Origin of the sequence: Glutamicibacter sp. MCAF14 (assembly GCF_052114325.1) — a bacterium.
Lineage (GTDB): Bacteria > Actinomycetota > Actinomycetes > Actinomycetales > Micrococcaceae > Glutamicibacter > Glutamicibacter arilaitensis.
Genome location: NZ_JBFREO010000003.1, coordinates 44,626 through 58,415, shown reverse-complemented (window position 1 = coordinate 58,415; position 13,790 = coordinate 44,626). Strand labels below are relative to the sequence as shown.

Sequence of the window (13,790 nt, the reverse complement as noted above, 5' to 3'; positions counted from 1 at the left end):
CGTGGGCTCCTTGCCTATGCGTGGGAGAATAACTAGGTGAAAAACAGCGATTTCTGGCGCAACATGGAAAACGAGTTTGGCTCGAGGTACTCCCACGTGCTGGCCGACTCCATGTCCCTAACCGAACTTGATAGCCTCACCGCAGCCGAAGCGCTGAATAAGGGCGTCAAGCCGAAAATGATCTGGGAAGCCATCTGCCGGGCACAAGATGTTCCGGCTGAACGCTGGCTCGGCGTAGATATCGAGCCAAAGGACTCCTGAATATCCCGTTCGAAAACAACGACTTCGAATCTTCGAACACGCCGTGTTGAATTTCGAACATCTGTTCGGATAGGGTTATCCTAGAAACGGCGCAGGAAACTGCGACGAAAACTTAAGCACTGAGATTGTCCACACTTGAGGGCTATCGGAGTCCAAAGTGTCGGTGGACGAGCATACTGTCTATTGCAGGACAAAATTCATGAGCAAGTACGTAGCAGGCTTGCAAGAGCAAAGGTGAACCATGGCAGCAAAAAATGATCGGGAAAAGGCGCTAGAGGCTGTCCTTGGCCAAATCGACAAGGCCTACGGCAAGGGCTCGGTCATGCGCCTGGGCGATGAAACCCGCGCACCCATTGAAGTAATTCCTACCGGCTCGGTCGCCTTGGATGTCGCACTTGGCATTGGCGGACTGCCACGCGGCCGCGTGGTGGAGATCTACGGTCCTGAATCATCGGGTAAAACCACTGTGGCCCTGCACGCTGTTGCCAGCGCACAGAAGGCTGGCGGCGTCGCAGCGTTCATCGATGCTGAGCACGCATTGGATCCGGAATATGCGAAGAAGCTGGGCGTCGACACCGATGCACTGCTGGTCTCCCAGCCAGATACCGGTGAGCAGGCGCTGGAAATCATGGATATGCTCGTGGGCTCCGGCGCACTGGACATCATCGTCATCGACTCCGTGGCGGCTTTGGTTCCACGTGCCGAAATCGAAGGCGAGATGGGCGACAGCCACGTTGGCCTTCAGGCCCGACTGATGTCCCAGGCCCTGCGTAAGATTACCGGTCGCCTCTCCGCCTCGAAGACCACCGCGATCTTCATCAACCAGCTGCGTGAAAAGATCGGTGTCTTCTTCGGCAGCCCGGAAACCACCACCGGTGGCAAGGCGCTGAAGTTCTACGCTTCGGTACGTATTGATATTCGACGCATCGAGACCTTGAAAGAGGGCACCAACGCGGTCGGTAACCGTACCCGCTGCAAGATTGTCAAGAACAAGATGGCCCCGCCATTCAAGCAGGCTGAATTCGATATCCTTTACGGCCACGGTATTTCTCGTGAAGGTTCGCTCATCGACATGGGTGTTGAGCACAACCTGGTCAAGAAGTCCGGCGCTTGGTTCACCTACGACGGAGACCAGCTGGGCCAGGGCAAGGAAAACGCCCGCCGCTTCCTGCGCGATAACCCGGACCTGGCCAATGAGCTCGAACGCCAGATCCTGCAGAAGCTTGGCGTTATGCCAATGGAAGAGGTTGAAGAAGACGAAACAGAACTGCGAGTCGTCGAGGGCGATAAGTAGTGGCCTCAGGCTTTCAACGACGTAGCGTCCGCCCCGGAAAAAAATCCGGGGCGGACGCTACGTCCGTTTCCAAAGAGTTCCAGGGCGATCTGGACGATATGCCAGACTGGGCCAAACCCAGCCCGGAAGAATTGGAAAAGCAAGCGGCTGAAGAAGCAACCAGGCAAGAACGTGCTGCGGCACGCGCCGCTGCCCCAAGCATGCCAGCGGGCAGTACCTCACGCACCATTGCCAGCCTCGCGAATGAATCCAAAGCGCCGGACAGCATTGAAGAGCTGCGAGCTGCTATGGAGCAGATTGTTGCGGCTCCGGCCGTAGCTCAGCCTTCGAAGAAAGAACGGCGTGAAGCGCGCCAAGCACGGCAAGTGGCGCGCGAAGCGGGGGAGCCTGAGCAGCTCAGCGATGATCAATGGCGTGAAAAAGCGCGGAGCATTTTGCTGCGCCAGCTCACGGCCAGTGATAAGACGGCCAAACAGCTCAAGGACAAGCTCCTTGAAAAGGAATGCCCTGAAGACATAGCCGATGAAGTCATTGACCGTTATGTCGAGATTAATCTCGTTGATGATCAACGCTTTGCCAAGTCCTGGGTAGTTGCCCGTGCTCGCTCACGTGGACTGGCCCGCGGCGCAATCAAGCACGAGCTGCGTTCCAAAGGCATTGATGACGAATCGGCTGCCGAAGCACTTGAGCAAATAGACGATGAATCCGAGGAGCAACGAGCCCGTGAACTTGTGCGGGCAAAGCTGCGTCCAGAATCAATGGGAGCAGATCGCGACAGGGCATTGCGCCGACTCGTCGGGATGCTGGGCCGCAAGGGTTACCACGGCGGAATGGCCTTTAAAGTTGCGCGCGAGGAATGGGAAGAGCGATTCGGCAATCGCTACTGATTGCGCTTTGATTTTCGAATTCGTTCCTTGCCGCGGCGGTCAAGCCAATCATCCAGGCTCTGATAGCCCCACAAATACAGGGCGCCGAAGCCGGCGAGCACTGAGCCAACACCGATGTTGAACAGCAACTCATCGATTTTGTAGTCAATTGGTGGAATGAGGCGGATGCTGATTGGGACAGCGAAGAGGAATAGCACGGACAAACTGGCCATCCACCAATGGAAAACCTTCATGCCATGGCTCAAAGGCAGCGCATGGTTCTTCTTGGGTTCCGATGGCGGCAGTTGCGAATGGTTTTCCACGAGGATCCCTCTGATAGGACGAAATAGCTAGCCGATAGTCTAATTCCATGCTAACCCTCGGGCACGCATGTAGCGAAGCCGACCGCTTGCCGGACTTCGCGCCCAGTGGAGTGCAGTAATTCACCCTAGGGTCACCTATATTTCAGCAGTACACGATATTCGGTAATCTTGAAGGGTGACTGAGCTAGAACCCCTGAGCAGAATCGGCAGTGAAGACCATCCCCGTACCTATGAAGTACGTACCTTCGGCTGCCAAATGAACGTCCATGACTCCGAACGCCTCTCCGGACTCCTCGAAAATGCAGGACTATCCCGCAAACCCGAAGAGCAGGCCGAAGAAGTAGCTGACGTTGTCGTCTTCAACACCTGCGCCGTGCGCGAAAACGCGGACAACAAACTTTATGGGCATCTTGGCCTGCTGAAGAATCTCAAGGCCGAACGTCCAGGGATGCAGATTGCAGTAGGCGGCTGCCTAGCTCAGAAGGACCGCGATACCATCGTCAAAAAAGCTCCATGGGTAGACGTGGTATTCGGTACGCACAATATCGGCTCATTGCCTGCGCTGCTGGATCGTGCGACCCACAACAAGAAAGCACAGCTGGAGATCCTTGAATCTTTGGATGTCTTCCCCTCGACCTTGCCTACCCGCCGCGAAGCGGTGTACGCAGGTTGGGTTTCGATCTCCGTGGGCTGCAACAATACCTGCACCTTCTGCATCGTGCCTTCGCTGCGCGGCAAGGAACGCGACCGCCGACCAGGCGAAATTCTCGCCGAGATCCAAGCACTGGTTGAGGACGGCGCCATTGAAGTAACCCTGCTGGGTCAAAACGTAAACTCCTACGGAGTGGAATTCGGAGACCGGTTGGCCTTCGGCAAGCTGCTGCGCGCCTGCGGTGAAATCGAGGGACTGGAACGCGTGCGATTCACCAGTCCGCATCCGGCTGCGTTCACCGATGACGTCATTGAGGCCATGGCCGAAACACCTAATGTCATGCCGCAGCTGCACATGCCCCTGCAGTCCGGCTCGGACAAGGTCCTCAAGGACATGCGCCGTTCCTACCGTTCGAAGAAGTTCCTTGGCATTTTGGATAAGGTCAGGGAACGCATCCCGCATGCAGCAATCACCACCGACATCATTGTCGGCTTCCCTGGTGAAACTGAGGAAGACTTCCAAGCGACGCTCGACGTAGTTGAAGCATCGCGATTCTCCTCCGCATTCACCTTCCAATATTCCAAGCGACCTGGCACTCCGGCTGCTGAATTGAAAGAGCAGCTTCCCAAAGCCGTGGTTCAGGAACGCTATGAGCGTTTGACGCAGCTCCAAGACCGCATCGCCAAGGAAGAGAATGCAAAGCAGCTGGGCAGGACGGTAGAAGTCATGGTCACCGAGCAGACCGGCCGTAAATCTGCCGAAACCCACCGTTTGACCGGACGCGCACAGGACCAGCGCCTGGTGCACTTCTCCGTACCAGACGGCGCTGAAACACCGCGTCCAGGCGATCTTGCGACCCTTCCTATTACCGAAGTGGCAGCATTCCACTTGATCTCTGATCCATCCGCTAGCCAGTATTCCTTGCGCCGCTCACGCGCTGGGGATGCATGGGACCGCGCCCAAGCCGAAAGCTGTGGTGTGCCGAGTCCCGGTGCAGCCTCCTCCACCGGCGCTACGAATTTGGGCATGCCAACTTTGAAGGTGCGCAGCTAAGTACATGACCAATTCGAACCTGCCGGTAATTGCCGTCGTTGGCCCCACCGGGACCGGCAAGTCAGATTTAGCGATTTCTCTGGCCCAAGAACTGGGTGGAGAAATCGTCAATTCTGATGCACTGCAGTTCTACCGCGGCATGGACATCGGCACCGCCAAGCTGCCGATCAACGAACGCGGTGGAATCGCACACCATCTGCTGGACACCATGTCGATCCGCGAGGAAGCCTCAGTTGCTGCTTTCCAAGCGCAAGCGCGAGAGCAATTCGCTCAAATACGTGCCCGCGGCAAGGTCCCGGTGATGGTCGGCGGTTCGGGACTGTACGTGCGTGCGGCGTTGGACGTCATTGACTTCCCACCCACAGACCCGGATACCAGGCGCAGGCTGGAAGCAGAAGTTGAGGCTGAAGGCGATGGGAACTTGCGTCGCCGGCTAGCTGAAGTGGATCCGGTATCGGCCGGACGCAATCTGGATCTGCGCCGAGCCATCAGGGCCTTGGAAGTCTATGAGATCTCGGGGCGGGCTTTCAGTTCTTTCATGCCCCAACGCGAGTACTTTGCACCAGCCATCCAAATTGGTTTGAACTATGAACGCCAAGCCTTGCATGCGGCCTTGGAAAATCGTGTGCACAAAATGGATTCCATGGGATTGGCCGAAGAAGTTGCCGGATTGCTTGAGCAGGGATTGCGCGAAGGCAAAACCGCTTCACGCGCCATTGGGTACCAGCAGTACATCGACTATTTGGATTCCCAAATCACCAGGACAGAAGCCATCGAGCAAACGGTCATTGCGACTCGGAAATTCGCCCGGCGGCAGATCACCTGGTTCAACGCAGATGCGCGGGTCAGCTGGTTGGATCCGACCGAACCAGATCTGCTGGAAAAAGCACTAAAGATTGTTGGCTAGCTAACGTAAGTACGAAAACTCTAGGAGCATTGATGTACCGCACCGAATTAGGACAGCTGGCTGGACAACGTTTTGCCAAAGGCCATGCCACCGGCAATGACTTCGTACTGGTTGCAGACCCCGAAGCCAAGCTCGAGCTCAGCCCGGAACAGGTAGCGGCCGTGTGCCACCGCCGCTTCGGCATTGGGGCAGACGGGCTGATCCGCGCCGTGCCAACCTCCCTCGTCCCAGGATATGAAGAACAGTTCCTCGATAATCCCAAGGCCTACTGGTTCATGGATTACCGGAACAACGACGGTTCCATCGCCGAAATGTGCGGCAATGGTGTGCGCGCCTTCGCGCACTACCTGATCGCCGAAGGTCTGATCAGCCTGCAGGTTGGGCAAAGCTTCCAGATCGGCAGCCGTGCAGGAGTCAAGGAAATTACCCGGCTCGCCGATGGCTATGCGGTGAATCTGGGTCCTTGGGGATTGATCTTCGAGCAGGAAGCGACCGAAAAGTCAATTGACTCCATGGTCAAGCCACGTGGATGGGAGCAGGCGCTGCCTGCTTTGAGCATCACTATGGGAAACCCCCATACCGTCGTGGCCCTGCCCGATGCCCAAATGCTCGAAGAGCTGGACCTCTTCCAAGCACCAGAGGTCTCTCCGGTTCCGGTCAACGGCACCAACGTGGAATTCGTAGTTCCATCCGAGCCGCTCATTGAAGAAGACGGAGTGGCCCAAGTGCAGATGCGTGTTTACGAGCGCGGGGTAGGGGAGACCCTTTCCTGCGGTACCGGAGCATGCGCAGCAGCTGCTGCCGTACGATACTGGGCTCGCAGCACCGCACTGATCAATCAGTGGGCTGTCTCAGTGCCAGGCGGTGTCGTGGGAGTTGAATTCCGCAGCAATGATGCTGGTGGCGAAGACACGATCCTCAGCGGGCCGGCGGATCTGGTTGCCCGCGGAGTCATCGGGGCGGAGTAGCTTTTTCGCAGCACGCAAGCGAATGACGCCAAACACAGCGTTTCTAAACACGCGTGGCGGAGCGCCAGCGATCTGGTGCTCCGCCACGCGAATTTTTTTAGCGTTAAACCCATCCACGCTGCTGGCATGCTTGATGCTGCGGCACGGGCGCGATGATCGGTTGGCCCCGCCGTGATGATCGGGAACCGCTGCTCTTGCCCCGCGAACCTGTCCACGGGGCATGGCTCGATGGTTCGAGGATACGAACTGCCTGGAGTCCAAGCTCGTGGCCAAGAAGATTCTGCTGGCCCTAGTCCTTGGACCTAGGCAGGGCGGGAGACTTTCAAAACCCGGAACGCCTTGGAAGTTGCCTCGCGGGTGACCTTCCAATCGGAAGGAAGCTGAGCTACCAGCCACTTCTGCAACGAATCACTGCCCAGATTCTTCTGGACCACCATCCACGCTTCGCCACCTGGTGCCAATCGAGGCAGCCACAGCATCAGCAGCTCATGCAGGGCATCCTTGCCGATGCGAATCGGCGGGTTGGACCAGATGGTGTCGAACTGCAGGCTTGGATCTATGGAATCCGGGGTGCCCACGACAACGTTCGACAAGCCGAACGCCGCAGCATTCAGCCGAGCAAGGTCGATGGAACGTTCATTGACGTCAACGCCGTAGACCTCGGAATCGGGGGACTGCTCGGCAGCAGTCAAGGTAATAGGTCCCCAGCCGCATCCGATATCCAGGATGCGTCCGTGAGGGGTCGGCACGTACTGCAGCAGTACCGCAGTGCCCTTGTCCAACCCGGCAGGGGAGAAAATTCCCGAAGCAGTCTGTACTTTGCGCAGCGAGCCATTGAGCTCAACTTCGATGGTGCGACGTTCGTCTGCTGAGGCCGGGCTGGCGGTGAAGTAGTGATCCGAGGTCATAGGCAAAGTTTATCGCCCAGTTCGGATACCCCAAAGAACAGCGCCGGCAACGTGAGCAAAGCAATATGGGCACCAAGCCGGTTCACTGATAGAGTTTTCTCCATGACTTTCATTTTCGTCTAATACGTAACCCTCTTGGTTACCTCCGATCCGCGCAGCCGGCGGCACTGTTTTTGTGCGCCCACCTGCATGCTTCGGCAGACGGCAAGGTCATTTTCTTTTCTTCGCGGGTCTTCTTTCCAGTACCTCGCATTCGCCTTTGCTTACCGGTAACCATGCATTCACCTGTCTGCTCATAGACCTTTACTCCTTGCAAAGGACCACGAATGTTTGATGAACCATCCGAAACTGAACGCGCCACGTCGCAAAGTGGGGCCCACCGGCACTATTCTGGAAAGCGAAGTACTTCTAAGGAGACCATGACTAACTCCGAGTCACACGAACACGATTCGGCATCGATGGACGATGCCCAGATTCAGGCCGCCATCGATCGAATTCTCGAAGCCGATGATGCGCAGAGCCCGCAGATCCAGCACTTCGGTGAAGAAGAGAGCTCAATCTTCGCCGGCCAAGCTACGGCACTGAACCGTTTTTCCTCCGGCCTGTCGCACTTTGACGGGGACCAGGAAGACCTGGATGATCGCCGCGCCCTGCGCCGCGTCGCAGGCCTGTCCACCGAGTTGGAAGACGTCACCGAAGTCGAATACCGCCAGCTTCGCCTTGAGCGCGTCGTGCTGGCCGGGATCTGGAGCGAAGGAACTGTCACCGACGCCGAGAACTCCTTGCGTGAGCTCGCCGCTTTGGCAGAGACCGCTGGCTCCGAAGTTCTAGACGGACTGGTTCAGCGTCGCAGCAAGCCAGACCCATCGACCTTCCTGGGCTCGGGCAAGGCCGAAGAGCTGCGCGCAATCGTCGCCTCATCCGGTGCCGATACCGTGGTTGTCGATGCAGAATTGGCTCCTTCGCAGCGCCGTGCCTTGGAAGATATCGTCAAGGTCAAAGTCATCGACCGCACCAGCCTGATCCTGGACATCTTTGCCCAGCACGCCCAGTCGCGTGAAGGCAAGGCCCAGGTTGAACTGGCCCAGCTCGAATACCTGCTGCCACGCCTGCGTGGCTGGGGTGAATCGATGTCCCGCCAGGCCGGTGGCCGAGTGGGTGCCGCCGGTGGCGGCATCGGTTCGCGCGGGCCGGGTGAAACCAAGATTGAAATGGACCGCCGTCGCATTCGCGACCGCATGGCCAAGCTGCGCCGCGAGATCAAGGCCATGAAGCCTGCACGCGAAGCCAAGCGCGCCAATCGAAAGCGCAATGCGGTTCCAGCGGTAGCCATTGCCGGCTACACCAACGCTGGCAAGTCTTCGCTGCTGAACCGGCTGACCAACGCCGGGGTGCTGGTGGAGAACGCGTTGTTCGCCACCCTTGATCCAACCGTTCGCCAGTCCGCGACCGAGGACGGATTGACCTACACCCTGGCCGACACCGTTGGATTCGTATCCAACTTGCCGACTCAGTTGGTGGAAGCCTTCCGCTCCACCCTGGAGGAAATCGCCGATTCGGATTTGATCTTGCACGTCGTAGACGGGTCCCACCCGGACCCTGAAGGGCAGATTCAAGCAGTACGCACTGTGCTGGGCGAAGTCGACGCGTTGAACATCCCCGAGATCATCGTGGTGAACAAGGCTGACGTGGCTGATCCGTTTGTCATCGAACGCATCCGCAACCGGGAGTCGAACACCGCCGTCGTTTCTGCGCACACCGGTGAAGGCATCGAAGAGCTGCTGGAAAAGATCAGCTCCTCGATTCCACGACCAGGCATCCAGCTTGAGGTGCTCATTCCCTATAACCGTGGGGATTTGATCGCCAAGCTGCATCAGAGTGAATCTGAGATCTTGGAAAGCGAACATCTGGAGAACGGCACCCGACTGATCGTCAAGGTGCGAGATTCCTTTGCTGCAGAGTTGGAGACTTTCAACCTTCATGGATAAGCAAGAGCAGGCCCTGGGACTTCTAGAGGCCGCGGTCACTTCCATGGGCGGTGCCATGCGCACCGGCCAGCAGGAAATGGTCAAGCACGTTGTCAGCGCGTTGGAAGACGAGAAGCATCTGCTGGTGCAGGCCGGTACCGGAACAGGTAAGTCGATGGGCTACCTGATTCCGGCACTGGCTCATGCGCAGACCAGCGCCAAGCCAGTGATTGTCTCCACCGCGACGTTGGCGCTGCAATCGCAGATTGTTGGCCGTGACGTACCGCGATTGCTTGAATCGCTCAAGGGCAAGCTCTCGCGCCCAATGGATGTGGCCCTGCTCAAGGGCCGCTCCAATTACCTGTGCCAGTATAAGCTCGGTGGCGGGTACCCGGATGACGAGGGCACCTTGTTCTCCATGGATGAGCCAGCAGTACCTGCTGGCACCACCTACTCTCCACTGGCCAGCGAAGTGATGAAACTTCGCGAATGGGCTGAAGAGACCGAAACCGGTGACCGCGATGAGCTGGTGCCCGGCGTCAGCGACAAGGCTTGGAAACAGGTCTCGGTCTCGGCCATGGAATGCCTCGGCTCGCAGAAGTGCCCGATGGCCGGCGAGTGCTTCTCGGAAATGGCGCGCGCTCGCGCGGCCGAATCCGATGTGGTGATCACCAACCATGCGCTGCTGGCAGTTTCGGCCTTTGAAGGGCTTTCGGTCCTGCCGGACTTTGAAGTCGCGATCATCGATGAGGCCCACGAACTGCAAGATCGTGTCACCAGTTCGGTTTCTGGTGCGCTTTCTTCGCGCATGGTGCTGACCGCTGCTGGTGGAGCCAAGCGCCATTGCGGTGTCAACGTCGATGAAATGGTCAAGGCCGCCAACCGTTTGGAGAAAGCGCTGACCGGCGTGCCCACAGGCTTGCTGGAACAGGGCCTGCGCGAAGATATGGGCATTGCCCTGAACGACATTGTGGAGCAGGCCCGCTTGGCGCTGGCATTGTCCAAGCCGGAAGCCAATGCGCCGGCCGATGGCGGTCGGCAGACCGCACGCTCCCAGCTGCAAGCCGTTATGGATGATGCGATTCGCATGCTCGAATGCGAAGAGCGGCGCGAGGTCCTCTACACCACCCGTCCACGCGAATTCGTCGAAGGCCGAGGCTACGTCGAGGCTGATGAAACTCAGCCGGCCACCTTGAACGTGGCGCCACTGTCGGTAGCCGGCAAGTTGCGCGAAGGCCTGTTCGACGGACGCACGGTCATCTTGACCAGCGCCACGTTGGCCATCGGATCGCAGTTTGATTCAGTCGCAGGTTCCCTGGGCTTGATGGGTGCTGGCGCACCCTCTTGGACCGGCGTGGACGTGGGCAGTCCCTTCGATTACCCGAAGCAGGGCATCCTCTATGTCGCTAAGCACCTGCCGAAGCCCGGCCGTCAGCTAGCGGCCGAGACCTTGGATGAGATTGAAGACCTGATCAAGTCCTCGGGTGGCGGCGCCTTGGCGTTGTTCACTTCCAAGCGTTCTGCAGAAGAAGCAGCCAGCATCTTGCGCGAGCGCCTGGACGTCGAAATCTTGTGCCAGGGCGAAGCCAGCATGAAATCATTGGTCGAGCAATTCAGCAGCGAACGGGACACCTGCCTCTTTGGAACCATGACCCTGTGGCAGGGCGTGGACGTGCCCGGTGATTCGTGCCGCCTGGTGATCATCGACAAGATCCCTTTCCCGCGCCCCGATGATCCTATCTCCAAGGCCCGTTCTGAGGACGTAGCCAAACACGGTGGCAATGGGTTCATGCAGGTTGCCGCGACGCACGCGGCGATCCGCCTGGCCCAGGGTGCTGGGCGCTTGATCCGCTCGGTTGGGGACAAGGGCGTTGTAGCGATCCTTGATTCGCGGATGGCCACGGCACGGTACGGAAGCTTCTTGAAAGCTACCTTGCCACCGATGTGGCCAACGGTTGATAAGAAGGTCATCTCCGGTGTTCTCAAGCGTCTGAACCCGGGCGAATAACAGCCATTGCCAACATATGATTCTGAGCTGCCCCTGGATAAGGGGCAGCTCAAGTCATTTAACCGCCAGCGGCTTGAAGGTTTCCTGATGCGCTAATGTCGGCATTAGAAGCGATAATTCTTGAGTCGGAAAGGCGCCATGGATTCCATGCAGGTATTGGCACATCAAACCGCGATCGATACCCACGCTCGCTTTGGGTATCGCCTCATGGGGTTGCCTGGAACGTGGATTGGACGCAGCTACAGCACAGCGCAACGATTGCTCGATGGAAGCATGCTCAGCGACCTCAACGGGCTCTCGCATCCCTTCAGTGAATGGAACTACTGGTGGCAAGCTCATTACCTGGATGCCATCATCGATGATGGTTACGCGTACCTGAATGAAGGCAACGACAAGCTGGCTGGCGAAGCACTGGCCCTGGCCAACGCCTTATTGCGTGGCATCCACCTGCGGAACTTCGGGGTCCTGCCCAACTATTTTTTCGACGATATGGCATGGCTGGCCCTGGCCAGCGAACGCTTGGTTCGGTTCACCCATGAGGCGTCCGGTAAGAAGAACAAGCATGCACAGCTGGCAGTGCGAGTGCTGGGCAAGCAGCTTCATCAAGGCAAGGATGATGTACTGGACGGTGGCCTGTACTGGTCCAGGAAGCGGGACTTCAAAAACACGCCCGCTAACGCGCCAGCGGCATTGTTCTTCGCCCGTACTGGACAGAAGGAAATCTCGCGTGAGCTTCTGCAATGGCTGGAAGCTAAGCTGTTCAGCTCTGAACACGGACTGTACTTGGACGGACTGCGGATAAATGAACGCGGACACCGGCTGGAACCAGCGGTCTACAGTTATAACCAGGGAACCGTCCTTGGTGCATTGCTTGAGCTCGGCGAACCTGCGGACCTGGCTCATGCCCAGGTGCTGATCAAAGCGACCGCGCAGTCCCTGGCCTCGGAATCAGGGGTGCTGGCATTCAACCATGGAGGAGATGGCAACCTGTTTGCGGGGATCCTCTGCCGCTATCTGGCTCTTGCCGCCACCGATGAGCGGTTGGAGGCCTCTAGCCGAGACACCGCCAAGACGCTGGTCATGGCGACCGCGCATCATCTAAAAGACCAAGAGCCACGCCGGCTTTCAGCAGCAGTGCAGCGTTGGATGATCTTCTGCGCCGCGGCCGGCCTCGAATCAAGCACTGGGCGCTAGCGCATTAAACGAAGATTGCGCTGGTGCCAAGCACCAGCGCAATCGAGGGGCAACTATTAGAGTGAGCGCATGACGGAGACTACACGTCCCATGATGGTTGCTGCATCGCCCAAAATTGGTTCGTAGCGCGAGTTTTGCGGAAGCAACCACGTATGCCCATCGCGCTGGCGGAACGTCTTGACCGTGGCTTCTTCGTCGAGCAGTGCTGCGACGATATCCCCGTTGTCTGCCGTCTGCTGGCGACGGACAACTACCCAGTCGCCATCGCAAATCGCAGCGTCAACCATTGAATCGCCGGATACCTTGAGCATGAACAATTCGCCATGTCCAACGAGCTGACGAGGCAACGAGAAAACATCTTCGACGGATTGTTCGGCCAGGATTGGGCCACCAGCGGCAATGCGACCTACCAGCGGGACCATGGTGGTGTCAGCGGAAGTGCTCAGCTCAATGATCTTGGCGTCTTCGTTGATGACTGGCTCTGCTGGTTTCGAAGCTTCAGCAGCCTCTGAATCTTCGGCCAGCTGCAGCGGGAGCAGGATTTCCATGGCGCGCGGACGGCGTGGATCGCGACGGATGTAGCCCAGCTTTTCCAACTGGCTCAGCTGGTGAGTCACGCTCGAAAGGCTCTTGAGGCCAACTGCGTCGCCAATCTCACGCATCGATGGTGGATAGCCGTTCTTGCCGATAGACCGCTGGATCGTCTCCAGGATCTTCTTTTGGCGAATCGTCAGCGAACGTGCATTCGATCGGGGAGTGCGTTGTGAAGCTGACATGAGATTTTGCCTTCCCTAGCAAATATTCGAAAGTTCGTAAGTCCAAACTGTCGGAGCTAGATGGTGTGATGTTTTCATTGCTCGTCTACTTCGAAATCTTAGTAGATAAGCGAGCTTCTTTCAAAGATTTGTTCGAAAACTTCTGGACAAGTTCTGCAAACCTCTGTTAGAACAGATATACGAAGTTAGAACAAGTTTTCGAATCGATAGTTTCGAATACACATTCGCATCACTTGAATTTTTGAGGAGACAAAGTCATGGCAACCGTCGCACTTGACTCAAATCAGACCCAGACGCCACTAAAGATCCGCATCAACCGCCGCGGATGGGCCGTGCTGGTTGGACTGCCTATTTTTGCACTCACCGTCGCAGCAGCGTTCTTCATCGCAATGTTTTCTTCCGACGCGCATGCTGCAGCGAACACTCCGGCGGGAATCGAAACCGTGGACGTCACCGTTATTCCAGGAGATACCCTGTGGAGTCTGGCCCGGGAATACGCCACTGGCTATGACATAACCTCCGCGGTCGACCACATCGCAGAATTGAACGCGTTGAACAGCAGCGAAATCCAGATCGGCGAGACCTTGTCCATTCCGGTCCTCGCTGGCTAGCT

Annotated in this window: 13 protein-coding genes; 10 read left to right on the top strand and 3 right to left on the bottom strand. The window is 57.6% G+C overall.

The window, feature by feature from the left end; translation table 11 throughout:
- Positions 1–36 precede the first annotated feature (36 nt).
- The 3 genes from AB4Y71_RS05675 to AB4Y71_RS05665 all read left to right on the top strand — a co-directional run bounded on the left by AB4Y71_RS05675 (position 37) and on the right by AB4Y71_RS05665 (position 2,442).
- Positions 37–261 (top strand): DUF3046 domain-containing protein, encoded by a 225-nt coding sequence (locus tag AB4Y71_RS05675; protein WP_013348454.1) that lies wholly within the window; start codon positions 37–39, stop codon positions 259–261.
- Positions 262–502: 241 nt separating this feature from the next.
- A complete protein-coding gene (recA, locus tag AB4Y71_RS05670) occupies positions 503–1,555 on the top strand; it encodes a recombinase RecA (RefSeq protein ID WP_417367478.1) in 1,053 nt (350 codons plus the stop codon).
- Positions 1,555–2,442, top strand: coding sequence for a regulatory protein RecX (locus AB4Y71_RS05665; protein ID WP_441718592.1), 888 nt, complete (start codon positions 1,555–1,557; stop codon positions 2,440–2,442). Before recA ends, AB4Y71_RS05665 begins: the two co-directional genes overlap by 1 nt.
- On the opposite strand, the gene AB4Y71_RS05660 is transcribed toward AB4Y71_RS05665, so the two are convergent.
- The gene (locus AB4Y71_RS05660; RefSeq protein ID WP_441718589.1) at positions 2,436–2,744 is read right to left on the bottom strand and encodes a hypothetical protein; all 309 of its coding nucleotides are present in this window, start codon (positions 2,742–2,744) and stop codon (positions 2,436–2,438) included. The two genes, AB4Y71_RS05665 and AB4Y71_RS05660, sit on opposite strands and share 7 nt — an antisense overlap.
- Before the next feature lie 175 nt (positions 2,745–2,919).
- Here AB4Y71_RS05660 and miaB point away from each other — a divergent pair, with 175 nt between their 5' ends.
- The 3 genes from miaB to dapF are packed head-to-tail and all read left to right on the top strand — an operon-like array spanning position 2,920 to position 6,324.
- Positions 2,920–4,449, top strand: a complete 1,530-nt coding sequence (miaB, locus tag AB4Y71_RS05655) for a tRNA (N6-isopentenyl adenosine(37)-C2)-methylthiotransferase MiaB (protein ID WP_441718586.1) — start codon at positions 2,920–2,922, stop codon at positions 4,447–4,449.
- 4 nt (positions 4,450–4,453) lie between these two features.
- Positions 4,454–5,356, top strand: a complete 903-nt coding sequence (miaA, locus tag AB4Y71_RS05650) for a tRNA (adenosine(37)-N6)-dimethylallyltransferase MiaA (protein ID WP_441718583.1) — start codon at positions 4,454–4,456, stop codon at positions 5,354–5,356.
- Between the two features lie 32 nt (positions 5,357–5,388).
- A complete protein-coding gene (gene dapF / locus AB4Y71_RS05645) occupies positions 5,389–6,324 on the top strand; it encodes a diaminopimelate epimerase (protein WP_441718580.1) in 936 nt (311 codons plus the stop codon).
- Between the two features lie 302 nt (positions 6,325–6,626).
- Here the strand turns inward: dapF and AB4Y71_RS05640 are convergent, their stop codons facing one another.
- Positions 6,627–7,232 (bottom strand): class I SAM-dependent methyltransferase, encoded by a 606-nt coding sequence (locus AB4Y71_RS05640; protein ID WP_441718577.1) that lies wholly within the window; start codon positions 7,230–7,232, stop codon positions 6,627–6,629.
- Positions 7,233–7,558: 326 nt separating this feature from the next.
- Here AB4Y71_RS05640 and hflX point away from each other — a divergent pair, with 326 nt between their 5' ends.
- From hflX to AB4Y71_RS05625, 3 genes are all read left to right on the top strand, one after another.
- On the top strand, positions 7,559–9,220 hold the full coding sequence (hflX, locus tag AB4Y71_RS05635; protein WP_396231220.1) for a GTPase HflX: 1,662 nt from the start codon (positions 7,559–7,561) through the stop codon (positions 9,218–9,220).
- On the top strand, positions 9,213–11,207 hold the full coding sequence (locus tag AB4Y71_RS05630; protein WP_441718574.1) for an ATP-dependent DNA helicase: 1,995 nt from the start codon (positions 9,213–9,215) through the stop codon (positions 11,205–11,207). The genes hflX and AB4Y71_RS05630 overlap by 8 nt, the downstream gene beginning before the upstream one ends.
- A 138-nt stretch (positions 11,208–11,345) precedes the next feature.
- On the top strand, positions 11,346–12,401 hold the full coding sequence (locus AB4Y71_RS05625; protein WP_441718571.1) for a glycoside hydrolase family 76 protein: 1,056 nt from the start codon (positions 11,346–11,348) through the stop codon (positions 12,399–12,401).
- A 56-nt stretch (positions 12,402–12,457) separates the two neighbouring features.
- On the opposite strand, the gene lexA is transcribed toward AB4Y71_RS05625, so the two are convergent.
- Positions 12,458–13,177, bottom strand: coding sequence for a transcriptional repressor LexA (lexA, locus tag AB4Y71_RS05620; protein ID WP_013348468.1), 720 nt, complete (start codon positions 13,175–13,177; stop codon positions 12,458–12,460).
- Between the two features lie 257 nt (positions 13,178–13,434).
- Here lexA and AB4Y71_RS05615 point away from each other — a divergent pair, with 257 nt between their 5' ends.
- Positions 13,435–13,788 (top strand): LysM peptidoglycan-binding domain-containing protein, encoded by a 354-nt coding sequence (locus tag AB4Y71_RS05615; protein ID WP_441718568.1) that lies wholly within the window; start codon positions 13,435–13,437, stop codon positions 13,786–13,788.
- The last annotated feature ends 2 nt before the right edge of the window (positions 13,789–13,790 follow it).

Coding starts and splice junctions, on each gene's coding strand:
- AB4Y71_RS05630 (WP_441718574.1), top strand. CDS start 9,213: ATGGATAAGCAAGAGCAGGCCCTGGGACTTCTAGAGGCCGCGGTCACT.
- lexA (WP_013348468.1), bottom strand. CDS start 13,177: ATGTCAGCTTCACAACGCACTCCCCGATCGAATGCACGTTCGCTGACG.
- recA (WP_417367478.1), top strand. CDS start 503: ATGGCAGCAAAAAATGATCGGGAAAAGGCGCTAGAGGCTGTCCTTGGC.
- AB4Y71_RS05640 (WP_441718577.1), bottom strand. CDS start 7,232: ATGACCTCGGATCACTACTTCACCGCCAGCCCGGCCTCAGCAGACGAA.
- AB4Y71_RS05615 (WP_441718568.1), top strand. CDS start 13,435: ATGGCAACCGTCGCACTTGACTCAAATCAGACCCAGACGCCACTAAAG.
- hflX (WP_396231220.1), top strand. CDS start 7,559: ATGTTTGATGAACCATCCGAAACTGAACGCGCCACGTCGCAAAGTGGG.
- AB4Y71_RS05625 (WP_441718571.1), top strand. CDS start 11,346: ATGGATTCCATGCAGGTATTGGCACATCAAACCGCGATCGATACCCAC.
- miaA (WP_441718583.1), top strand. CDS start 4,454: ATGACCAATTCGAACCTGCCGGTAATTGCCGTCGTTGGCCCCACCGGG.
- dapF (WP_441718580.1), top strand. CDS start 5,389: ATGTACCGCACCGAATTAGGACAGCTGGCTGGACAACGTTTTGCCAAA.